Source organism: Streptomyces sp. NPDC104096 (assembly GCF_055584385.1).
The window spans coordinates 1-21,134 of record NZ_JBVJMD010000085.1 but is presented as its reverse complement, the minus strand read 5'-3'; the positions used below and the strand labels follow the sequence as shown (position 1 = coordinate 21,134).

Genomic DNA, 21,134 nt, shown 5'->3' with positions numbered 1-21,134 from the left:
CACCCCGGCCGCCCATGGGCCGAACGCGGCGGTAGGCACAAGGACCCCGACCGCGAGCCCAGGCCGAGACGGCGGGCGACCTACACCCGCCCCCACGGCGTCCGACACCTGTTCGCCGCCTACGGCCTGGGCAAAGACCAGCTCTACGGCCACATCAAGAAGACCAACAACCACTCGAAGTTCCTGGAGTTCTGCCGCTACCTGCGCTCCCTGCACCCGGCCGAGAAGCGCATCGCGATCGTATGCGACAACTACTCCCCGCATCTGACGACGAAGCGGTGCCGGCGGGTCGGGACCTGGGCGACGGCCGACAACGTGGAGATCGCCTACACCTCGACCAATAGTTCCTGGTTCAACCGCATCGAGGCCCAGTTCACCGTCCTGCGCCACTTCACCCTCGACGGCACCGACCACGCCAGCCACAAAGAGCAGGGCAGCATGATCCGCCGCTACGTCATCTGGCGGAACAAGCACGCCGCCGGCGAACGCCTCCGCGAGGTCGTGAACAGGGCCGACGTTGCTTGATGCGGCACTAGTCACCGTGGTCGTCCTGCAGCACGCTGCGACGCTCCTGTTCGCGCTTGGAGTAGGCGGCTGCCCGGATCGCCTCGTCGCTCTCCAGGCCCGATCCCAGCGCGCCGCCCACCGTGGCGACCGAGGCGACGAACCAAGACAGCGTCCAGTACTCCGTGACGTGCAGCGGCGTTCGTGTCGTGGAAGCGAACAGCCGGTCGTTGAGGAGGAACAGCGCACACATCAGGTTGATGACCACCAACCCCGCGTAGCAGACGATCACCCCGATACCCACGGTCACGACCGTCGAGGCGTTGTAGAGAGCCGCCCTCTTCCTCGCCTCCGGCGAAACCTCATCCGTTCGATGCCACAGGTTCGCGTCCACGATCAGCCAGCCGATCATGAGAGCGACAGACCCGGCCATGGCGATCACCAGACGTGGCGTACTCAGGAAGGTGGCCAGGCTCCAGATGGTGGAGTTCACGGTGGCGACTGCTCCCGTGGCCAGTGCGGCCGCCAGGGCTTTCGACAAGCCCGGCACCAAGCGCCACGGCCGGTTGGCGCGGACCATACCGCCGAGCACCCGCAGGTAACCGCGCGGCCCACTGACGACGTACCGCAGATCGGCGATCTCCTCCTCACCGACCTGTCCCGGATGGATGGGCGCGAGACGACCGATGAAGGGCCCCCGCAGCGGCTGACTTCCCGGAGGCCCCTCAGGCCCAGTGGCCTGCAGGCCCGCCAGGCTGAGCACGGCTTCTTCCACGGCCTGCCGGGCCCTGGTCTGCAGCCGGAAGCCCCCCAGCGTGGGAAGGGACAGCAGCGCCAAGCCGTGTTCGTGACTCAGATCCACCACGAGCTTGCGCCCATGCGAGTGCAGCGGAAGGTCGGTGAGGGCCACGACGATGTCCCAGTCCCCCTCACTTCCGCGGTCCATGATCCGGCGCGTCAATGTGGACAGGTCCTCGGTCCCTGCTGTGAAGGGCTCGCTGACCACCTCGACGTCGAACCGTCGTTGCTGGCCTGACCTGTCGGCGAGCCGATCAGGAAGCATCCGGGCCATGCGCTGCGCGATCTCCGTCGGCGCATCCGGATCCGCCAGAAGAGCCACGACCGTAACGTCCTGGGACGACACCCGCATGACTCCTTATCGTCGGCTGCCCCCGCGATCGCACATGGCCACAGGATGCCCCCGAGGTAACGCCGACGCCGCGTGACACGCTGGCCCCTGCCGACAGGTGCAGGCGGTACGCTCGCAGCTCCTCGTGCTCCCTCGTGCAGGACCTGTCCCGCCACCGGGCCACACTGTTGCGTGCGCCACCACGGGCACCGGCTCCGCGCCACCCCGGGCGGCTCCGCACGTCGCGTCACCGGACACCCCGCTTCGGTGTCCTGCCCGGAAGTGCGCAGGGCAGGGGGTAGGCGAAGGTCCCGACTGGTTCGGGGGCCCAGCCGGGGCGGACCGAGAGTGGGCGCGAAGGGCGGTCGCCTCGCGGCGGGGCTCCATGGGCTTCAGCCGAACGATCGTCCTCATGGGCAGGGGGTGAGACCCGGGGACACAGTTCTCTTCACGCCCCCTACGGATCAGCGGTGAAGCACTCTCGAATGTTCCCTGGAGGCGGGGCCCGGGGGCGGCGCCTGTCGCGCGGTTCCCGGCGCGATCAGGTAATCAGGAACGGTGGACAAGGACGCGACCGACCCCTTCGTGCATGTCCGGGGCGCCGGTGAGAACAACCTGCGGAACGTCGATGTCGACGTTCCGCGGGACGCGATGGTCGCCTTCACCGGCGTCTCCGGTTCGGGCAAGTCCTCACTCGCGTTCGGCACGCTCTACGCGGAGGCCCAGCGGCGCTACTTCGAGTCCGTAGCACCGTACGCCCGAAGGCTGTTGCAACAGGTCGGCGCACCGCACGTGCAGGAAATCACCGGACTGCCACCGGCCGTGGCCCTGCAGCAACGACGCGGGTCGCCCAGCTCGCGCTCGACGGTCGGCACCATCACCACGCTGTCCAATCTGCTGCGCATGCTGTACTCCCGCGCCGGCACCTATCCGCACCGGGCCGCACGGCTGGAAGCCGAGTCGTTCTCACCCAACACCGCGGCCGGCGCCTGCCCGGAGTGCCACGGACTGGGCGTCGTGCACGACGTCGCCGAGGACCTGCTCGTCCCGGACCCCTCGCTGAGCATCCGCGAGGGGGCGATCGCCGCCTGGCCGGGCGCCTGGCAGGGCGCCAACCTGCGCAGTGTCGTGAACGGCCTGGGCATCGACATCGACCGTCCGTGGCGCAGGCTCAGGAAGAAGGACCGGGACTGGCTGCTGTACACGGACGAGCAGCCCTCCGTGTACATCGAGCCGGAGGAGGACCGCGTCGACTACGGCTACCAGGGCAAGTTCTGGAGCGCCCGCAAGCACGTCATGCACGTCCTCGCCGACTCCAAGAGCGAGAAGATGCGCGAACGGGCGCTCCGGTTCGTCAGGAGTGTGCCCTGCCCCGCCTGTCACGGCAGCGGACTGCGGCCCGAGGCGCTCGCCGTGACCTTCGCCGGACGTTCCATCGCCGAGATCAACGCGATGCCGCTCACCGAGGTCGTGGCGCTGCTGCGGCCCGTGGCGGGGCGGTCCGAGGCCGACGCCACCACGTCGACCGCGCGATCCGGGGAGACGACCGAGGTCGCGGTCCGGATCTGCGGCGATCTGGTCGCGCGCGTCGACGTACTGCTCGACCTGGGCCTCGGATATCTCAGCCTCGGGCGCCGCTCGACGACCCTGTCGCCCGGCGAGGCGCAGCGCCTGCGGATCGCCACCCAGCTTCGCTCGGGGCTGTTCGGCGTCGTCTACGTCCTCGACGAACCCTCCGCGGGCCTGCACCCGGCTGACGCGGAACCGCTGCTGGACGTGCTGGACCGCCTCAAGGCGGCGGGCAACTCGCTGTTCGTCGTGGAGCACGACATGGACGTCGTACGGCGGGCGGACTGGGTGGTCGACATCGGCCCCGGTGCGGGCGAGGGCGGCGGGCGCGTGCTGTACAGCGGCCCGGTCGCCGGTCTTGAGCGGGTCGGGGAGTCGGCCACGAGCCAGTACCTGTTCGGGCGCGCCCAGCCGCTCGAGCACCGCCCGCGCACACCGCACGGCTGGCTGCGCCTGCGCGGCGTCTCCCGCCACAATCTGCACGACGTGTCCGTCGACGTACCGCTCTGCGTACTGACGGCGGTGACGGGCGTGTCCGGTTCCGGAAAATCGACGCTGGTGACGCAGGTGCTCGCCGAGGTCGTCCGCGGCCACCTCGGACTCGTACCCGAGGAACCCGACGAGGCGCGGCTGGAGGTCGACGTCCAGGACGCGTCGGGGGTCGAGTCGTTCGACCGGCTGGTCCGGGTCGACCAACGGCCCATCGGCCGGACTCCCCGGTCCAACCTGGCCACGTACACCGGGATGTTCGACGCGGTGCGCAAGCTGTACGCGGCGACGGACGAAGCCAGGGCGCGCGGCTACTCGGCCGGGCGGTTCTCCTTCAACGTGCCCGAAGGCCGGTGCGAGACCTGTCAGGGCGAGGGATTCGTCGCGGTGGAACTGCTGTTCCTGCCCGGCACCTACGCCCCGTGCCCGGCCTGCGAAGGCGCCCGGTACAACGCCGAGACGCTGGAAGTCACCTACCGCGGCAAGAACATCGCGGACGTACTGGCGCTGTCCGTCGACGCCGCCGCCGAGTTCCTGTCCGCCGTCCCGGCGGCCTCCCGCAGTCTGGAGACGTTGCGCGAGGTGGGACTGGGCTACCTGCGGCTGGGCCAGCCCGCGACGGAACTCAGCGGCGGTGAGGCGCAACGCATCAAACTGGCCACCGAACTGCAGCGGGCCCGCCGCGGGCACGCGCTCTACCTGCTCGACGAGCCGACGGCGGGGCTGCACCCCTCGGACATCGCGCTGCTGCTGCGACAGCTGCACCGGCTCGTCGACGCCGGCAACACGGTCGTCCTCGTCGAGCACGACCTGGACACGATCGCCACCGCCGACTGGGTCATCGACCTCGGTCCGGGCGGCGGCGACGCGGGCGGGCGGGTGGTCGCGGCGGGCCCACCTGCCAAAGTGGCGAGCGCCCGCCGCAGCGCCACCGCGCCCTATCTCACGGCCCGGCTCGCGCGCTCCTGAGGGCAGCACGAGGGGCTGAGCGGCGGTAGCCGGCTTCGGGGCGCAGGGTCGCGCGCGTCGCCGTGCCGCGTTCCGGCTTGTGGCGGATATCGCTCGCGAGACGCCCCGTCTGAGCCCCTTCCGCCGGGTCAGCCGGGCACGGGGTGGTGCGCCCCGGCGAACTGTTCCACGACGGCGGCGCAGAAGGCGGGCAGGTCGGCCGGGCTGCGGCTGGTGACCAGCTGCCCGTCGACCACCACCTCCTGGTCGACCACCTCCGCTCCGGCGTTTCGCAGGTCGGTGCGGATGCTGGGCCAGGACGTCAGGCGGCGGCCGCGCACGGTGTCGGCTTCCGCCAGGGTCCACGGGCCGTGGCAGATCGATGCGACCGGTTTCCCGCTGGCCATGAAGTCCTTGACGAACTGCACCGCGTCGCGGTCCATGCGCAGCTGGTCGGGGTTCATGGTGCCGCCGGGCAGGAGCAGTGCGTGGTACTCGTCGACGGAGGCGTCGGCGACCAGGCGGTCCACGGGGAAGGTTCCGGCCGCGTCGAGGTCGAACTGGCGGGCCTGGATCTCGCCGGGGTGGAGCGAGATGATCTCGGTCTTCGCCCCTGCGCCCTGCAGCGCACCGCGCGGCTGGTCGAGTTCCACGCGCTCGACGCCGTCGGTGGCCAGAATCCCCACCCGCATCCCCTGGAGTTCCTGTGTCATGGTTGGGCTCCCTCAACGAGACGCTGGTTGTAGGCCGCGAGCGGTCGGGAGACCCGCAGGGCCTGTCCGCATTCCCGCCGTCCGAGTGAGGACGAGTTCGTTGGAGACGATCCGGGGCGGCTCGGCCTTCCCGGCCTGAGACGGGTCCGGTGACACGCACCGGGGTGCGACTGCTACAGCAGCCGGTCGAACACCGCGGTCACGCCCTCCCAGTGACTGGTCTGCGGGTTCTTGAGGTCCGGGTACATGATTTTGAACGTCTCGGCGAGGGCGACGCTGAGACCGCCGATGATCTCGGGGTAGCGCTCTTCGGTCTCCTGGGTGGGTGTCCTGTCGAGGGTGGGGTGCGCGGCGAGCTGTTCCAGGATCGGCTTCAGCTCGACCTCCTCGTCGAGCCGCCGGAACCGGTGGATGCTCTCCTGGAGGCCCTTGGTGATCGGTAGGTCCCACGGTTCGACGGTGTCCCTGCCGTTGGCCTTGGCCGACGCCTGGCCGACGACCAGGAGGTCGTAGAGCTTGGCGTCGACGAACTCGCCGTACCGCTTCAGGTCGTTCTTGTCCACGTCGAGGCTTGCGGCGGCGCGAAAGAACCTCTCAAACTTCGGCACACCCATCACGGTCATGCCTCTCGCCTCCTCACCGGGAACGGGCGGCGTCGTTCCCTCCCGCCCGCGCCTCCATCGGCTGTTACCCGGTCGAGATTCGCAGAGCCCCCTGCTGAGCGCCTCCGCATCCCAGGCCGAAAAAGGCCACCCCCTCTTCCCCTGGCAGAGCAGCATGAAGTGCGCGGGCACCCCTTGGCCGGCCGTACGCCCGTACGTACGTCCGTCCGTCCGTCCGTCCGTCCACGGGAGGCTGCACGGCGTTGCAACGCCTCGAACGAGAATTGCTGACAGGACGACACGACCAGCTCGGGGAAGCGGGACTGTACTGGGACACCCCGCCGAGACGGGGACAGGGCCCGGGCCCGGTGCAGGGGTCGGGCTGAGCAGGGCGTGCCATCCTGTCAACGCCCTCAGAGCATCTCCAGGGGCGTGGGCCCGTCGGGCGGCGGGAACGCCTCGTCGAGAGCGTCGAGCGCACCGGCAGGAAGGTGGAGGTCCACCGCGCCGCGGTTCTCCCGAACGTGGTCGGGTGATCCGGGACGCGGGATCGCGGCCACCCCCTGTTCCAGCACCCAGGCGAGTGCCACCTGGGCCGGCGTGGCTCCGAGGGCCCGGGCCACGGCACCCAAAGCGTCGCCCTTCAGCAGCCGCCCCTGCTCGATCGGGGAGTAGGCCATGACCGTCGTCCCGGCGTCGCGGCACCAGGGGAGCAGATCCCACTCGATGCCGCGCCGGGAGAGGTTGTACAGCACCTGGTCGACGGCCGCGGCGTCCCCATTGGGGAGGGTGGTCAGTTCGGCCATGTCGGCGACGTCCAGATTGCTCACGCCCCAGTAACGGATCTTCTCCGCCTCCATCAGGTCGGTGAATCCCGCACGGGTCTCCTCGAGTGGCCACCGTCCCCGCCAGTGCAGCAGGTAGAGGTCCAGCCGTTCCGTACGGAGCCGCCGCAGGCTGCCCTCGCAGGCGGCGACGGTGCCTTTCCGGTCGGAGTGGCCGGGCAGCACCTTGCTGACGAGGAAGACCTCCTCCCGGCGTCCCCGGAGGGCCTCCCCGACGAGCTCTTCGGCTGCACCGTCGCCGTACGTCTCCGCCGTGTCGACGACGGTCACGCCCAGGTCTACGCCCAGCCGCAGCGCGGCGATCTCCTGTTCACGCCGGGCCGGGTCCCCGCCCAGGTACCAGGTGGCCTGCCCGAGCGCCGCGATCTCCTCACCGGAGGGGAGCGCAATCGTTCTGGCCGATTCCGCAGACATCTCGGGCCTCCCGTCCGCCGCGGATGCGTGTCACGCGAACCCGCACCGGGTGCCCGGGTCCGCGCCTCCCGGACAGCCGTGTCGCATGCGCCGCAGGAAAGTCAGGAGGGGCGAGCGGACTGAGCCGAGAGCTCGCCGGGACCGGGTGCGCGTTCCCGCAACGCGACGACCACCGACACAACGGCGCCGCAGGAGAGGACCGTCGCGAAGCCGGTCATCGCGGTCTGCACGGCGAAGTGCCGCAGGGCGATGCTGAACAGGACGGAGGGCAGGCCCATTCCCAGGTACGCGACGACGAAGAACACGGCGAGGACTCCCGCGCGTGAGGCGGGCTCGGCCACTGAACCGGCACGTTCGACTCCTCCCTTGAACAGCAGCCCGGAGCCGGCTCCCGACAGGGACACGGCGACCAGGTAGAGCCAGAGGGCGGGGTGGTTGAGGGCGACGGCGCACAGGACCAGGCCGACCGGAAAGACCGCTGCCCCCACAATCAGGAGCCGGGGCAGTGGGAGGCGGCCCAGCACCAGCTGGGCGGCCGCCGCGGAACCGAACATGAGGAAGGCCGCCAGGCCGACCACGAGGTGCGAGTCGGTGTGCAGGGTGCCGTGGAGCACGCTCGCCCCGAGGGAGGAGATCAGGCCGAGGATCGCGAAGGCGAAGGCGCCCAGCGCGCCGGCCGCGCCGAACGCCCGCCGGCCGCCGGGGCGCAGGACGAACCTGCTGCGCGGTTGGGCCGCGGGCAGCTCCAGGTCGACGGTCTCCGGGGTGCGCAGCACCAGCGCCAGGCACACTGCCATGGCGAGCGTGAAGATCGCCTGGGCCGTGATCAGGGGCATGGGAAGCCACTCGGCGGCGGCTCCGGCGACCAGGGGCCCCGAGGCCAGGCCGCCGAGGTTGGCGGCGGTGGCCACGATGCCGGGCAGCACCGAACCCGTCCGTTCCGGACGGACCTCGTGGTGGAGGTCGTGCAGGTACGTCGTCGCGGTCGAGGCCATCAGCCCCAGTCCGACACCGTTCAGGATCCTGCCCGCGATCAGCCCCGGCAGGTCCCGCCACACGATCAGCACGACCGACGCGACGATGCCGACCAGCAGCGCCGGGACGATGATGCGCCGCCGGCCGAGCCGGTCCGACAGGTGTCCCAGCCCGAGGAAGGCGGCCGCTGCGCCCACGACCATCGAGGCGTACGCCACCGTGACCGTGGTCGCGCCGAAGTGGTCCCGGGCCTCGTACAGCGGCCACAGCGGAGTCGGCGCGGTGCCGAAGGCCATCAGCACGGTGAAGGCCACCGCCACGAACCAGAAGCCGGTCGTGTGCGAGGCACGGCGCCGGGCGGGGGCGCGGGGCGGCGGGTCGGCGGGAGCGGGTGCTGGGATCCGGTGGGGCGGGTCGTCGGGAGCGTCGGCTGTGGGACGGCTCAGCGGCGTCGGAACGGCAGGCAGGGGTACCCCTCCTCGGGCGGAAGCGGATGGCGCTTTCCATCCTCCTCACCAGCCAGAATCAGTGCCAACGAATGTTTTTGCTGGGCTCCAGCAATGCGAGTGATACTTCACGCGTGGAGCTACGTCAGCTGGAGCACTTCATCGCGGTCGCCGAGGAGCTGAGTTTCACGCGTGCCGCCCGTCGGCTGCACGTGGTGCAGTCAGGGGTGTCCGCCGCGATCCGCTCACTGGAGCGCGAGCTCGGCTGCGCGCTGTTCGAGCGCACGTCGCAGCAGGTCCGGCTCACCGGGGCGGGCGCCGCGCTGCTGCCGGAGGCTCGGGCCACCCTGAACGCCGCCCAGGCCGCACAGGACGCCGTGGGCGCCGCGCAGGACACGCTGCGCGGCACGGTGAACGTGGGCGCCATGGCCTCGGTCGAGGTGGTGGACCTGCCTGCGCTCCTCGGGCAGCTGCACGCGCGGCATCCGGCGATCGACGTCCGGCTGCGGCTGGCGACGGCCGGGTCGGCGGGACTGGCGCACGCGCTGCTCAGCGGGGACCTCGACGTGGCCTTCCTGTCGCTGCCCGAACGCAAGCCCGCCGGGATCGACGCACGGGAGCTGGCCACCGTGCCGCTCGTCATGGTGGTGAGCGCCGCCCATCCGCTCGCGCAGCGGGGAAAGGTGGCACTTGCGGACCTCGCGGGGGAGCCCTTCGTGGACTTCCCGCCGGGTTACGGCAACCGCGAGGTGGTCGACCGGGCGTTCGCGGCGGCGGGCGTCGTACGCAGGGTGGCACTGGAAGTGCCCGACATCGACATGGGGGCGGCTCTGGTCCGGCACGGTCTGGGCATCGCCTTCCTGCCCGCGTTCGCCGTTGCCCGCACCCCCGGGCTGCACGTCCTGGACGTCCACGACACCACGCTCCGCTGGGCCATGCATCTAGGCACGTCGTCGACCCGGCGGCCCAGCTCGGCTCTGCGGGCGCTGCTCGACCTGGTCGACCTCCACGTCATCGCCCTGTGATGCCCGGGCCGGGGTTCGGACGTCACCTGTCGGTGGTGTCCGGCCCCCTGCGTTCGTCTCGCTCCGGCCGCGACATCTACCGCAGCAGCCTCTGATGCTCCCGCTGCCGTGGTCCACAGGCGGCGTCGGCTACTGACACCGCTCGCGCAAAAGCTCCAGGGAGGCATCAGCCCGGTCCGCCCAGCACGATCTTCCACACTCGGGTCGCCACCTGGAGGTTCAGCCGGTCCTCGACGTTCGCGAGGTCGTAGCCGCTGATGTCGCGGATGCGCTGGAGCCGATAGCGCAGCGTGCTGCGGTGGATCGCGAGGGAGTCGGCGGTCTCGTCGTAGTTGCCACCGCAGTCGAAGTACCGGGACAGGGTCTCCACCATGGCCCCGTGGTGCCGGGAGTCGTAGTCGATGAGCTGCCCGAGCCACTCGTGGACGAACGTCTCCAGTTCCCGGTAATCGCTGCCGGGTCCCAGGATGCGGTAGAGGCCGAGCTCGTCGAAGAACGTCGCGCCGTAGCGCTCGCGTGAGTGGCGGCGCACGTCCAGGGCGCGCTGCGCCTCCTGGTAGTGGTGGGGGATGTCGTCCACGGCGTCGCAAGGGGCGCTCACCCCGATCGTCCCGGACCGCGTACCGGTCTCCCGGGCGAGCGCTTCGTACAACGCGCGGGCGTGCGGCCTGTCGCCAGTGATGAGGACGACGTGGTCGGAGCCGCGGGTCAGCAGCGAGCGCATGCCCACCGCAACGGCCGCCCGACTCACGGTCTGCGCGAAGGAATCGTCGGCGGTCCGGTTCGACCACTGCACCACGACGACGTAGTGACTGCCGTGCAGGTCGTGTCCGACTGCCTCGGACCGGGCGTAGGCGCTCGGCTCGTCCGCCCCTGCCAGGAGGTCGTCGGCCAGCTCGCGGTGCAGCCTCAGCTCCACTTCGGCCAGATTGCGCAGGTGCGTCAGCTCCAGAGCGAGCGACGCGGCGGCGCGTCCAAGCGCGAGTACGGTGTGCTCGTCGGCCTCGTCCCGGGCATCGACCAGCGCCAGCACGCCCAGGATCTCGCCGTGCGGGCGGATCAGGGTGATCAGCCGGTCCCTTATCCGCACCGGCCCGGCCTCTTTGGCGACGGCGTGCAGCATTTCGTTCTGGCGCACGGGGTCCGGTTCGGGATAGGGGACGGGGCGGTCGGGACCGCTCCAGGACCTCAGCCGACCGAAGCGGTCCTCGAGCAGCGCGGGAAGTCCGGTGAGCCCGTGCAGTGCGCGGGTGACAGCTTCCTCACCGCCACCCGAGGCGGCGACACCGGCCATGAGAGCGTGAACGGCTCGCTCGTAGCCCAGCTCGGCCACCACAGAGATCAGCTGCCGCTGGAGGGCTGTGCGTTCCTCCCGCAGCCGGTGCAGCTCCAGCGCGTCCTCGCGTTGGCGGCGGTGCGCGAAGGCGACCGACATTGCAGCAGCGGTGTGCCGGACGAGCATGGAGAGCAGGAATCGCTCGGCCTCGGTGGGCCGGGAGCGGGACGTGACCACGAGGTAGCCGTGGAGCGCCCCAGGTCCGCGTAGCCCCAGGGCCCGGCACCAGGGCCTGCTGGCTACGCTCACGTCGCCGTCCTGCCCGGCCAGCTCCCGCACCCTTCGGCCCACGGCCAGGGCATGCGTTCGCCCGTTCCTCGGGCTGGGGACCAGGTCGCCGCCCACCTTGAGGTATCCGGCCTCGGCGCTGTATGGCCCCGCGACGGCTATGTGGTCCATGGCCAGGCGCAGGATCGCGCCTTCGTCCGGAGCGTCGAACTGGGCGCGGGAGAGCGCGGCCAGTTCGAGGAGGGCATGGGCGGCTGGGGTGCGAGCGGGCAGGCGGGACCCTCTGGGCGCGGCCGTGGGGGGACGCCCGGCGCTGCCCCGGGGGAGGCTGCCCTTCCGGCCGGAGTAGCGGTGGTGCGGGCTGTCCGCCCGACTGCCGACCATGGGATCACTCCGTCATTCGTAGGTGAGCGGCTTTCGCGTACCCGGTCCCGGGCCGGCTATCCGAGATGTGTGGGTTCTTTCTCTCGTACTCGTGGGGCGACCGGACCCGTGCGTTCCTGACTCGCCAGGTGCAGGCGTGGAGCCACCCGGTTCGTCACCCTGGGCAGTGCTCGAGACTTTCCGTGCGCACCGGTGGGAAACCGGCGAGATCCCACCTCTACCTGAACGAGCGCGATCCGGAGAGTCGACGCAGGCGCTGCACCGGGAGGAGTTCCTCATGGCCAAGGCAGTGGGCATCGACCTGGGCACCACCAACTCGGTGATCGCCGCGTGGGAGGGCGGCGAGCCGTCCGTCGTGCCCAACAGCGAGGGCAACCGCACGACGCCGTCCGTGGTGGCCTTCACCGACACCGGGGAACGTCTGGTGGGCCAGTTGGCCCGGCGCCAGTCGATCCTCAACCCGAAGGGCACCATCTACTCGGCCAAGCGGTTCATCGGCCGGCACTTCGACGAGATCTCCGAGGAGGCCAGGGCGGTGGCGTACGACGTCGTCGAGGGCGACGGCGGGGCGGCCCGCTTCAAGGTGCGCGACAAGCTGTACGCGCCTGAGGAGATCAGCGCACAGGTGCTGCGCAAACTCGCCGACGACGCGTCCAAGCAGCTGGGGGAACGGGTCACGGAGGCGGTCATCACGGTGCCCGCCTACTTCAACGACGCCCAGCGCACCGCCACCAAGGACGCCGGACGGATCGCCGGGCTGGAGGTGCTGCGCATCATCAACGAGCCGACGGCGGCCGCCCTCGCGTACGGCATGGACAAGAAGGAGCACGAGACCGTCCTCGTCTTCGACCTGGGCGGCGGCACCTTCGACGTGAGCATCCTCGACGTCGGCGACGGCGTGGTGGAGGTGCGCTCCACCGCCGGTGACAGCCACCTGGGCGGCGACGACTTCGACCGGCGCCTGGTGGACTACCTCGCGGACGACTTCCAGAAGGAGAACGGCATCGACCTGCGCAAGGACCCGCAGGCGCTGCAACGACTGTTCGAGGCGGCGGAGAAGGCCAAGACCGAGCTCAGTTCTGTGACGCAGACGCAGGTCAGCCTGCCGTTCATCACCGCCGACGCCTCGGGCCCCAAGCACCTCACCGACTCGATCATGCGGTCCACTTTCGAGCAGATCACCGGCGACCTGGTGGAGCGTTGTCTGGGACCGGTGCAGCAGGCGATGGCCGACGCAAAGGTCGGCGAGAGCGACATCGACGAGGTCATCCTCGTCGGCGGTTCCACCCGCATCCCCGCCGTCCAGACTCTGGTCCGCCGGCTGACCGGCGGCAAGGAACCCAACATGAGCGTCAACCCCGACGAGGTCGTGGCCCTGGGTGCCGCGATCCAGGCCGGGGTGCTCAAGGGCGAGGTCAAGGACGTCCTGCTGCTCGACGTCACCCCGCTGTCGCTGGGAGTGGAGACGCGCGGCGGAGTGATGACGAAGATCATCGAGCGGAACACCACCATCCCCGTGCGCCGCAGCGAGACCTTCTCCACCGCCGAGGACAACCAGCCGGCCGTCGACATCGTCGTCCTCCAGGGCGAGCGCGAGCTGGCCGCCGACAACCGGGTGCTGGGCCGGTTCCAGCTCACCGACATCCGGCCGGCGCCGCGGGGCGAACCACAGATCGAGGTCATCTTCGACATCGACGCCAACGGCATCCTCAACGTCAAGGCCCGCGACCAGGACACCGGCAAGGAACAGGGCATCACCATCAGCGAGAGCTCCAACCTGGACCGCAGCGAGGTCGAACGCATGGTCCAGGAGGCCGAAAGCAACCGGGGCCAGGACCAGGCACTCCGCGAGGCCGTCGACGCACGCAACGAACTCGACGCCGTCGCGTACCAGGTCGAGAAGCGCCTCGCAGAACTGGGCGACGCAGCGCCCGCGCACGAGAAGGCACGCGCCGAGATGCTCGTGTCCGACGCCCGGGCGGCGGTCAAGGAGGAGGCGGGCGTGGAGCGCGTGCGGCCTCTGACCTCCGAACTCCAGCAGGTGCTCGCCGGGCTGGCGGCCCATCAGGGCGCCTCCGCCGCGGACGGCGGTCCCGGCCAGGACGCCGCCACCGGCGGTCCCACGAGTGGCGGTGGCGGTGACGATGATGTCATCGACGCCGAGTTCGACAAGAGCTGAGGCGCGCCATGCCCACCCACCCCCAGGAACCCGACCGGGCCGCGTCGGATCCGGGCGTACGGGTCCCGGAAGGCGCCGGACCTGCTCCTCGCGGGGATCTGCCCCAACCGGGGCCGCCCCGGCCCGAAGGGGCGAACGGCGAACCGGGGCCCGATGCCGCCGGCCCCGCGCCCGCCGAGGACGAGTACACGACCGCGATCCAGGAGCTGGAGGACCGCTGGCGGCGCGCACTCGCCGACCTCGACAACCTTCGCAAGCGTCACGCCAGGGAACTGGAGCGCGAACGGGCGGTGGAGCGGTCCCGCACGGCGGCCGCCTTCCTGCCCGTCCTCGACAACCTCGAACTCGCCCTGACTCACGCCGGCGCCGATCCGGGCGCGATCGTGGAGGGCATCCGAGCCGTACGCGACCAGGCGGTGAACGTCCTCGAACTGCTCGGCTACCCGCGGCACGCGGAGACCGGCGTCACCTTCGACCCGGCCCGGCACGAGGTGGTCGGTGTCGTCCAGGACTCCGACGCCCCACCGGGCACCGTCATCGAGGTGCTGCGCCCCGGCTACGGGGACGGCGAACGGCAACTCAGGCCCGCCGCCGTGACGGTCGCGAAGCGGGAGTGACCGGTCATGGCACGGGACTTCTACGAGGTGCTGGGCGTGTCGCGGACCGCGAGCCAGGACGAGATCCAGCAGGCTTATCGCAAACTCGCCCGCAAGCACCACCCCGACGTCAACAAGGACCCCGGGGCGGAGGAACGCTTCAAGGACCTCAACGAGGCATACAGCGTCCTGTCCGACCCCAGGACCCGAGCCCGCTACGACCGCTTCGGCGAGGACTTCCGCAAGATCCCCGAGGACTTCGACGAACGGGTCGCGGCCGGAGCGGGCGGCGGCTTCCGCGCCCGGAGGACCGCAGGCGCGGGCGGCCCTCGCGTCCGGTACGCCACCGGCTTCGGCGACGACCTCGGCGCGGAGGGCATCGACATCGAGGACCTGCTCGGCTCCATGTTCGGAGCCGGCGCCGCCCGAGGCGGCGTCCCCGGAGCGGACCAGGAGGCCGAACTGCCGCTCACCGTCGAGGAGGCGTACCGCGGCGGCCGTCGCACCGTCACACTCGCCGGCCCCACCGGGCAGCCGCGGCGGTACGAGGTCGACGTGCCGCCGGGCATCACCGACGGGCAGCGCATCCGGCTGGCGGGTGAGGGAGGTCAGGGCAGTGGTGACGCGGCCGCGGGCGACCTGTACCTGCGGGTGCGTATCCAGCCCCACCCCCGGTTCCGGCTGGACGGCCGTGACGTGCACGTCCAGGTCCCGGTCGCCCCGTGGGAGGCGGCCCTGGGTGCGACCGTACCGGTGCCCACGCCCGGCGGCGGCACGGCGAAGGTCACGGTGCCCGCGGGATCTTCCAGCGGCCGGCGGCTGCGGCTGCGCGGCGAGGGCATGCCGAACCCGCGGGGCGCGAACGGCGACCTGTACGCCGAACTCCGCATCATGGTGCCTCCCGCCCTCGGCGACCGGGAGCGCGAACTGTTCGAGGAGCTCGCCGCCACTTCCTCGTTCGACCCCAGGAGGACGCGATGAACGACCGACCCGCGGGAGCGGGAGACATCGGCCGGGCCGGCGTGGGCTCCCGTCCGGTACGAACAGGCGCCGACATCACTGCCTCGACGGCCGTCCGGTACGCGCTCGTCCCCGTCCCCAGGCTCTCCCTGGCCGCCGTGGCCCTTCGCTCGGGACTCCACCCCGATCTGATCCGCCGGTTCGTCGCCCTCGGCCTGGTCGACGCCGAGCGCGACTCCGCGGGGCGACTGGTGTTCGACCCCACGGCCCCGGCGGTTCTCGCCCGTATCCAGCGGCTGCGCACCGGACTCTGCCTCAACTACGCATCCATCGGCCTGGTGCTCGACCTGCTCGACCGCATCAGCCTGCTCGAAGCCGCCCTGCGCGGCCGCGGCACGAGGAGTGAAACACCCCCATGGACATGAACCGTCTCACCCAGAAGTCCCAGGAAGCCCTCCAGGAGGCCCAGAGCGCGGCCGTCGGCATGGGGCACACCGAGGTCGACGGGGAACACCTGCTGCTCGCGCTTCTCGATCAGGAGGACGGTCTGATCCCACGGTTGCTGCAACAGGCCGGCACCGAGCCGCAGGAACTGCGCGCGGCCGTGCGCGAGGAACTCTCCCGCCGCCCGAAGGTCACCGGTCCCGGCGCGGCACCCGGCCAGGTCTTCGTCACCCAGCGCCTGTCCCGCCTGCTCGATGCCGCCGAGCGGGAGGCCAAACGCCTCAAGGACGAGTACGTCTCCGTGGAGCACCTCCTGCTCGCCCTGGCCGAGGAGGGCTCGGCGACCGCCGCCGGACGCCTGCTCAAGGAGCACGGCGTGACCCGGGACTCGTTCCTGAGCGCGCTCACCCAGGTCCGCGGCAACCAGCGGGTCACCTCCGCCAACCCCGAAGTGGCCTATGAGGCTCTGGAGAAGTACGGCCGCGACCTGGTCCTCGAGGCTCGGTCCGGGCGGCTGGACCCGGTCATCGGCCGGGACGCGGAGATCCGCCGCGTCACCCAGATCCTCAGCCGCAAGACCAAGAACAACCCCGTCCTCATCGGCGACCCCGGCGTCGGCAAGACCGCCATCGTCGAGGGCCTGGCCCAGCGCATCGTTCGCGGCGACGTCCCCGAGGGCCTGCGCGACAAGACGGTGTTCGCTCTCGACATGGGCTCCCTGGTCGCCGGCGCCAAGTACCGCGGCGAGTTCGAGGAACGCCTCAAGGCCGTGCTGTCCGAGGTGAAGGCCGCCCAGGGACGCATCCTGCTCTTCGTCGACGAACTCCACACCGTCGTCGGCGCGGGCGCCGCCGAAGGGGCCATGGACGCGGGCAACATGCTCAAGCCGATGCTCGCCCGCGGCGAACTCCACATGATCGGCGCCACCACCCTCGACGAGTACCGCAAGCACATCGAGAAGGACGCCGCCCTCGAACGCCGCTTCCAGCAGGTCCTGGTCGACGAGCCGAGCGTGGAGGACACCATTTCCATCCTGCGCGGACTGCGCGAACGCCTCGAGGTCTTCCACGGCGTGAAGATCCAGGACACCGCACTGGTCTCCGCGGCCACCCTCAGCCACCGCTACATCACCGACCGGTTCCTGCCGGACAAGGCCATCGACCTCGTCGACGAGGCGTGCGCCCGGCTGCGCACCGAGATCGACTCGATGCCCGCCGAACTCGACGAGATCACCCGCCGCGTCACCCGCCTGGAGATCGAGGAGGCGGCCCTGTCCAAGGAGACCGACGCCGCCAGCAGAACCCGCCTGGAGGAACTGCGCAGGGAACTGGCCGACCTGCGCGGCGAGGCCGACGCCAAACACGCCCAGTGGGAGGCCGAACGGCAGGCCATCCGCCGCGTGCAGGAACTGCGCCAGGAACTGGAGCAGGTCCGCCTCGAAGCGGAGGAGGCCGAACGCGCCTACGACCTCAACCGGGCCGCCGAACTGCGCTACGGCCGCCTTCAGGACCTGGAGCGCCGGCTCGCCGCGGAGGAGGAGCAACTGGCCACCAAACAAGGGCAGAACCGGCTGCTGCGGGAGGTCGTCACCGAGGAGGAGATCGCCGACATCGTCGCCGCCTGGACCGGCATCCCCGTCGCCCGTCTCCAGGAGGGCGAACGCGAGAAGCTGCTGCGCCTCGACGAGATCCTGCGCGAGCGGGTCATCGGCCAGGACGAGGCCGTCAAGCTCGTCGCCGACGCCATCATCCGCGCCCGCTCCGGCATCCGCGACCCGCGCCGCCCCATCGGCTCGTTCATCTTCCTCGGCCCCACCGGCGTCGGGAAGACCGAGCTGGCCAAGACCCTCGCCGCGGCCCTGTTCGACTCCGAGGAGAACATGGTGCGCCTCGACATGAGTGAGTACCAGGAGCGGCACACCGTCAGCCGGCTCATGGGCGCACCACCCGGATACGTCGGCTACGAGGAAGGCGGCCAGCTCACCGAGGCCGTACGCCGCAAGCCGTACTCGGTCGTGCTGTTCGACGAGATCGAGAAGGCGCACACCGATGTCTTCAACACCCTGCTGCAGGTCCTCGACGACGGCCGCATCACCGACTCCCAGGGCCGAACCGTCGACTTCCGCAACACCGTGATCATCATGACGTCGAACATCGGCTCCGAGCACCTCCTCGACGGCGCCACCGCCGAGGGCGAGATCAAGCCGGACGCCCGCGCCCTGGTGATGGGCGAGCTGCGCGGGCACTTCCGCCCGGAGTTCCTCAACCGCGTCGACGACATCGTGCTGTTCAAACCGCTCGGCGAGCGGCAGATCGAGCGGATCGTGGAGCTGCAGTTCGACGAGCTGCGCCGTCGGCTCGCCGAACGCCGCATCACCGTCGAACTCACCGACGCGGCCAGGGAGGTGATCTCCCATCAGGGCTACGACCCCGTGTACGGGGCCCGCCCGCTGCGCCGCTACATCTCCCACGAGGTCGAGACGATGGTCGGGCGCGCCCTGCTGCGCGGTGACGTCCAGGACGGCGCGACGATCCGTGTCGACGCCGAACACGGAGAGCTGGTGGTCACCTACGACCAGCCCGACGACGTGAAGGGAGCGCGGGCGGCATGAGCACGATGCAGGCGACGACCGTCAGTTGTCCCCGCTGCGGGCGCACCAACCGGGTGCCCGTGGCCGCGGAGGGCCGTCCCAAGTGCGGCCACTGCGAGCAGCCGCTGCCGTGGATGGTGGACGCGGGCGACGACGACTTCACCGAGGTCGCCGAGCGGGCCGACGTCCCCGTCGTGGTCGACCTGTGGGCCACCTGGTGCGGCCCCTGCCGCATGGTCAGCCCCGCACTGGAGCAGGTCGCCACCGATCTCGCCGGCCGAATCAAACTCGTCAAGGTCGACGTCGACAAGAACCCGCGGCTGTCGCGGCGTTTCGAGGTCCAGGCCGTACCGACACTGCTGATCCTCGACCGGGGCGAGACGGTCGCCCGGCAGGCGGGGGCGGCGCCCGCCCCCGCTCTGCGCCAGTGGGTGGAACAGTCCATCACCGCCCGGAAAGGGTGATCCGGATGACCCTGCACGCAGATCCCCACCTCGCGCTCGTCCGGCCGGTCGAGCCGCTGACCCCAGAAGGGTGTCAGGAGTGTCTGATGCTCGGCTCCCCGTGGGTCCACCTGAGGCTCTGCCTGACCTGCGGGCACGTCGGCTGCTGTGACTCCTCGCCGAACAAGCACGCGCGCAAGCACGCAGCTGCCGTCGCCCATCCGATCGTGCAGTCGTTCCAGCCCGGCGAGGAATGGCGCTGGTGCTACGTTGACGAGGCGTTCGTCTGATGTCCGGCGACCAGTCGCTGCCGGGCGGAGAACCGGTGCCGGAGGAAGCGGACGAGGCCGCCGTCCGGGAGACCCCGGACATCTACGGCGCGTATCCGCGCCTCACGGAGGAGCAGACAGCACGTCTGGCGGAGCACGGGCAACGCCGGACCATGGCTCCGAACGACGTGCTGATCCGGGAGGGCGAGCGCTGCGAGACGTTCTTCGTCGTCCTCAGCGGTACCGTCGCCGTCGTCGAGGGCCACGGCACTCCCGAGGAGCGCGTGCTGCGCGTGCACGGCCCCGGTCGCTTCATCGGTGAACTCGGCCTACTTTACGGACAAGTGGCCTTCTACACCGCTGTCGCCAGGGAGCCGGGCGAGGTCCTTGTCGTCTCCTTGGACCACTTGCGTCACCTGGTGTCCCAGGACTCCACCATCGGGGACACCGTGCTGCGTGCCTGTCTGTGCCGTCGCGCGCTGCTCGTCGGACAGGGCGCCGGGTTCCGCATCATCGGCTCGCGCTACTCCCCCGACACCAGACGGCTGCGCGAGTTCGCCGTCCGCAACCGGCTGCCGCACCGCTGGATCGACCTGGAGACCGACGAGGAGGCCGAGGAGCTGCTGCGCCGCTTCGGCGTCGGCCCGGAGGAGACACCACTCGTCATCTGGCGGGACACCACCCTGTTGCGCAACCCCAGCAACACGGAACTGGCCCGGCTCATCGGCCTGCCGTCACTACCCGCCGGAAACCGTCACGGCGACGTCCTCATCGTCGGCTCCGGACCCGCCGGCCTCGCTGCCGCGGTGTACGCCGCCTCCGAGGGCCTGAGCACCATGGTGGTGGAGGCAATGGCCACCGGCGGCCAGGCCGGCACGTCGTCCCGCATCGAGAATCTGCTCGGCTTCCCGTCCGGCATCTCCGGCGCCGAACTCACCGAACGCGCCGTGCTCCAGGCCGACAAGTTCGGCGCCAGGATCAGCCTTCCGCTGGAGGCGACCGCTCTCCATCCCAAGGACGAGGACCACTACGTGGTGGCGTTCGCCGACGGCAGCGAGATCGCAGCCCGCGCCGTCGTCCTGGCCATGGGTGCCCGCTACCGCCGGCTCAAGGTGCCCGGCATCGAACGCCTGGAGGGAACGAGCGTGCACTACTCGGCGACCCTTTACGAGGCCCAGCAATGCCGCACCGACCCGGTGGCCGTCGTCGGCGGAGGCAACTCGGCGGGCCAGGCGGTGCTGTTCCTCGCCGGGCACGCGCCGAAGGTGCACCTGCTGGTCCGAGGAGCCAGCCTTGAGGCCAACATGTCCCGTTACCTGGTCGACCAGGTCGAGCGCCATCCGCGGGTGGAGGTCATGCTGCACACCGAGATCACCGAGGTCATCGGCCAGGAAGTGCTGGAGGAGCTCGACGTGGTCGACAACCGCACGGGCGGGCACCGCCGGCTCGCGGTACGGAGCCTGTTCGTCTTCACCGGCGCCGCCCCTCACACCGAGTGGCTCGCCGGCATGATCGCCCTCGACTCCCGCGGCTTCGTCCTCACCGGGCCGGAAGCCCGGGAAGCCTGTGCCTACCCCGAGGTGTGGCACGGTCGCGGACGCTCGTGCATGACCCTGGAGGCCAGCCTGCCCGGGGTCTTCGCGGTAGGGGACGTCCGTAGCGGTTCGGTGAAGCGGGTGGCCTCCGCGGCCGGTGAGGGCGCGATGGCCATCCACTTTGTGCACCGCCACCTGGGGCACTCGGCCGTACCCGGCACCACGGGCACGTCAGCTGTCGCGGGCCACTCGGACGTCTCCCCACGCATACGTCACAAGGAGTCCGCATGGCTCGCGTGACGAATGGCGCCCGTCCGGCGCCACCGCGGTGGCGGGCAGCCGTGGTCGCCTCGCGGCTGCCCGCGGTTCGGGGCGGACAGTGATGCGGGGTCGTCGGGTCCGCCCCGAGCGTGCGGCTCGCCGTCTATGCGGCGGGGGTGAGTTCGGCCTGGCCGAACAGCAGCGCGTAGCCGGTGGGGAGCTGGTGGAGGATGCGGGTGATCAGGTCGGG

General features: G+C 70.8%; 17 protein-coding genes and 1 pseudogene. 11 read left to right on the top strand and 7 right to left on the bottom strand.

From position 1 onward, the window contains the following. Positions 1-525, top strand: a 525-nt coding sequence (locus ACZ60B_RS39965) for a transposase (RefSeq protein ID WP_469396262.1), incomplete at its 5' end; no start/stop codon positions are given. A 7-nt stretch (positions 526-532) separates the two neighbouring features. Here the strand turns inward: ACZ60B_RS39965 and ACZ60B_RS39960 are convergent. Continuing rightward, complete coding sequence (locus ACZ60B_RS39960) at positions 533-1,654, bottom strand: hypothetical protein (protein ID WP_469396260.1); 1,122 nt, start codon at positions 1,652-1,654, stop codon at positions 533-535. A gap of 537 nt (positions 1,655-2,191) precedes the next feature. Between ACZ60B_RS39960 and uvrA the strand changes: the two genes are divergently transcribed. Then, positions 2,192-4,660: an excinuclease ABC subunit UvrA gene (gene uvrA / locus ACZ60B_RS39955; RefSeq protein ID WP_469396257.1), complete on the top strand. Its 2,469-nt coding sequence runs from the start codon at positions 2,192-2,194 to the stop codon at positions 4,658-4,660. 128 nt (positions 4,661-4,788) lie between these two features. Here the strand turns inward: uvrA and ACZ60B_RS39950 are convergent, their stop codons facing one another. The 4 genes from ACZ60B_RS39950 to ACZ60B_RS39935 all read right to left on the bottom strand — a co-directional run bounded on the left by ACZ60B_RS39950 (position 4,789) and on the right by ACZ60B_RS39935 (position 8,634). Beyond that, entirely contained in the window at positions 4,789-5,352 is a 564-nt protein-coding gene (locus ACZ60B_RS39950) for a type 1 glutamine amidotransferase domain-containing protein (RefSeq protein ID WP_469396255.1), read from the bottom strand. A gap of 173 nt (positions 5,353-5,525) precedes the next feature. Then, positions 5,526-5,975, bottom strand: a complete 450-nt coding sequence (locus tag ACZ60B_RS39945; RefSeq protein WP_469396253.1) for a DUF1931 family protein — start codon at positions 5,973-5,975, stop codon at positions 5,526-5,528. Between the two features lie 392 nt (positions 5,976-6,367). Continuing rightward, complete coding sequence (locus tag ACZ60B_RS39940; protein ID WP_469396250.1) at positions 6,368-7,213, bottom strand: aldo/keto reductase; 846 nt, start codon at positions 7,211-7,213, stop codon at positions 6,368-6,370. A 101-nt stretch (positions 7,214-7,314) separates the two neighbouring features. Beyond that, on the bottom strand, positions 7,315-8,634 hold the full coding sequence (locus tag ACZ60B_RS39935) for an MFS transporter (RefSeq protein WP_469396264.1): 1,320 nt from the start codon (positions 8,632-8,634) through the stop codon (positions 7,315-7,317). Between the two features lie 134 nt (positions 8,635-8,768). Here ACZ60B_RS39935 and ACZ60B_RS39930 point away from each other — a divergent pair, with 134 nt between their 5' ends. After that, positions 8,769-9,659, top strand: coding sequence for a LysR family transcriptional regulator (locus tag ACZ60B_RS39930; RefSeq protein WP_469396247.1), 891 nt, complete (start codon positions 8,769-8,771; stop codon positions 9,657-9,659). A gap of 166 nt (positions 9,660-9,825) precedes the next feature. Here ACZ60B_RS39930 and ACZ60B_RS39925 read toward each other — a convergent pair whose 3' ends face one another. Then, a complete protein-coding gene (locus ACZ60B_RS39925; RefSeq protein WP_469396243.1) occupies positions 9,826-11,607 on the bottom strand; it encodes a PucR family transcriptional regulator in 1,782 nt (593 codons plus the stop codon). A 277-nt stretch (positions 11,608-11,884) separates the two neighbouring features. On the opposite strand from ACZ60B_RS39925, the gene dnaK reads away from it, so the two are divergent. Genes dnaK through ACZ60B_RS39885 form a run of 8 tightly spaced genes read left to right on the top strand, consistent with a single transcriptional unit; the run spans position 11,885 to position 20,923 of the window. Further along, positions 11,885-13,786, top strand: a complete 1,902-nt coding sequence (gene dnaK / locus ACZ60B_RS39920; RefSeq protein WP_469396239.1) for a molecular chaperone DnaK — start codon at positions 11,885-11,887, stop codon at positions 13,784-13,786. Positions 13,787-13,794: 8 nt separating this feature from the next. Beyond that, entirely contained in the window at positions 13,795-14,403 is a 609-nt protein-coding gene (locus ACZ60B_RS39915; RefSeq protein WP_469396236.1) for a nucleotide exchange factor GrpE, read from the top strand. Positions 14,404-14,409: 6 nt separating this feature from the next. Then, positions 14,410-15,363, top strand: a complete 954-nt coding sequence (locus ACZ60B_RS39910) for a DnaJ C-terminal domain-containing protein (RefSeq protein ID WP_469396234.1) — start codon at positions 14,410-14,412, stop codon at positions 15,361-15,363. Beyond that, positions 15,360-15,767: a chaperone modulator CbpM gene (locus tag ACZ60B_RS39905; RefSeq protein ID WP_469396232.1), complete on the top strand. Its 408-nt coding sequence runs from the start codon at positions 15,360-15,362 to the stop codon at positions 15,765-15,767. Before ACZ60B_RS39910 ends, ACZ60B_RS39905 begins: the two co-directional genes overlap by 4 nt. Further along, complete coding sequence (gene clpB / locus ACZ60B_RS39900) at positions 15,758-18,397, top strand: ATP-dependent chaperone ClpB (protein ID WP_469396230.1); 2,640 nt, start codon at positions 15,758-15,760, stop codon at positions 18,395-18,397. Before ACZ60B_RS39905 ends, clpB begins: the two co-directional genes overlap by 10 nt. Beyond that, positions 18,394-18,840: a thioredoxin gene (trxA, locus tag ACZ60B_RS39895; RefSeq protein ID WP_469396228.1), complete on the top strand. Its 447-nt coding sequence runs from the start codon at positions 18,394-18,396 to the stop codon at positions 18,838-18,840. Before clpB ends, trxA begins: the two co-directional genes overlap by 4 nt. A gap of 5 nt (positions 18,841-18,845) precedes the next feature. Then, positions 18,846-19,109 carry a UBP-type zinc finger domain-containing protein gene (locus ACZ60B_RS39890; protein ID WP_469396226.1) on the top strand — a complete coding sequence of 88 codons (264 nt, stop codon included), beginning with the start codon at positions 18,846-18,848 and terminating at the stop codon, positions 19,107-19,109. Then, positions 19,109-20,923, top strand: coding sequence for an FAD-dependent oxidoreductase (locus ACZ60B_RS39885; protein ID WP_469396224.1), 1,815 nt, complete (start codon positions 19,109-19,111; stop codon positions 20,921-20,923). The genes ACZ60B_RS39890 and ACZ60B_RS39885 overlap by 1 nt, the downstream gene beginning before the upstream one ends. 124 nt (positions 20,924-21,047) lie before the next feature. On the opposite strand, the pseudogene ACZ60B_RS39880 reads toward ACZ60B_RS39885, so the two are convergent. Continuing rightward, positions 21,048-21,134 (bottom strand): annotated as a pseudogene (locus ACZ60B_RS39880) (DUF2267 domain-containing protein); the annotation flags it as partial.

What these genes read in the sequence shown, in the direction of transcription:
- ACZ60B_RS39910 (WP_469396234.1), top strand. Translation starts at nt 14,410, where the DNA reads ATGGCACGGGACTTCTACGAGGTGCTGGGCGTGTCGCGGACCGCGAGC.
- clpB (WP_469396230.1), top strand. Translation starts at nt 15,758, where the DNA reads ATGGACATGAACCGTCTCACCCAGAAGTCCCAGGAAGCCCTCCAGGAG.
- ACZ60B_RS39915 (WP_469396236.1), top strand. Translation starts at nt 13,795, where the DNA reads ATGCCCACCCACCCCCAGGAACCCGACCGGGCCGCGTCGGATCCGGGC.
- ACZ60B_RS39940 (WP_469396250.1), bottom strand. Translation starts at nt 7,213, where the DNA reads ATGTCTGCGGAATCGGCCAGAACGATTGCGCTCCCCTCCGGTGAGGAG.
- ACZ60B_RS39925 (WP_469396243.1), bottom strand. Translation starts at nt 11,607, where the DNA reads ATGGTCGGCAGTCGGGCGGACAGCCCGCACCACCGCTACTCCGGCCGG.
- ACZ60B_RS39945 (WP_469396253.1), bottom strand. Translation starts at nt 5,975, where the DNA reads ATGACCGTGATGGGTGTGCCGAAGTTTGAGAGGTTCTTTCGCGCCGCC.
- trxA (WP_469396228.1), top strand. Translation starts at nt 18,394, where the DNA reads ATGAGCACGATGCAGGCGACGACCGTCAGTTGTCCCCGCTGCGGGCGC.
- ACZ60B_RS39890 (WP_469396226.1), top strand. Translation starts at nt 18,846, where the DNA reads ATGACCCTGCACGCAGATCCCCACCTCGCGCTCGTCCGGCCGGTCGAG.
- ACZ60B_RS39885 (WP_469396224.1), top strand. Translation starts at nt 19,109, where the DNA reads ATGTCCGGCGACCAGTCGCTGCCGGGCGGAGAACCGGTGCCGGAGGAA.
- dnaK (WP_469396239.1), top strand. Translation starts at nt 11,885, where the DNA reads ATGGCCAAGGCAGTGGGCATCGACCTGGGCACCACCAACTCGGTGATC.
- ACZ60B_RS39950 (WP_469396255.1), bottom strand. Translation starts at nt 5,352, where the DNA reads ATGACACAGGAACTCCAGGGGATGCGGGTGGGGATTCTGGCCACCGAC.
- ACZ60B_RS39960 (WP_469396260.1), bottom strand. Translation starts at nt 1,654, where the DNA reads ATGCGGGTGTCGTCCCAGGACGTTACGGTCGTGGCTCTTCTGGCGGAT.
- ACZ60B_RS39905 (WP_469396232.1), top strand. Translation starts at nt 15,360, where the DNA reads ATGAACGACCGACCCGCGGGAGCGGGAGACATCGGCCGGGCCGGCGTG.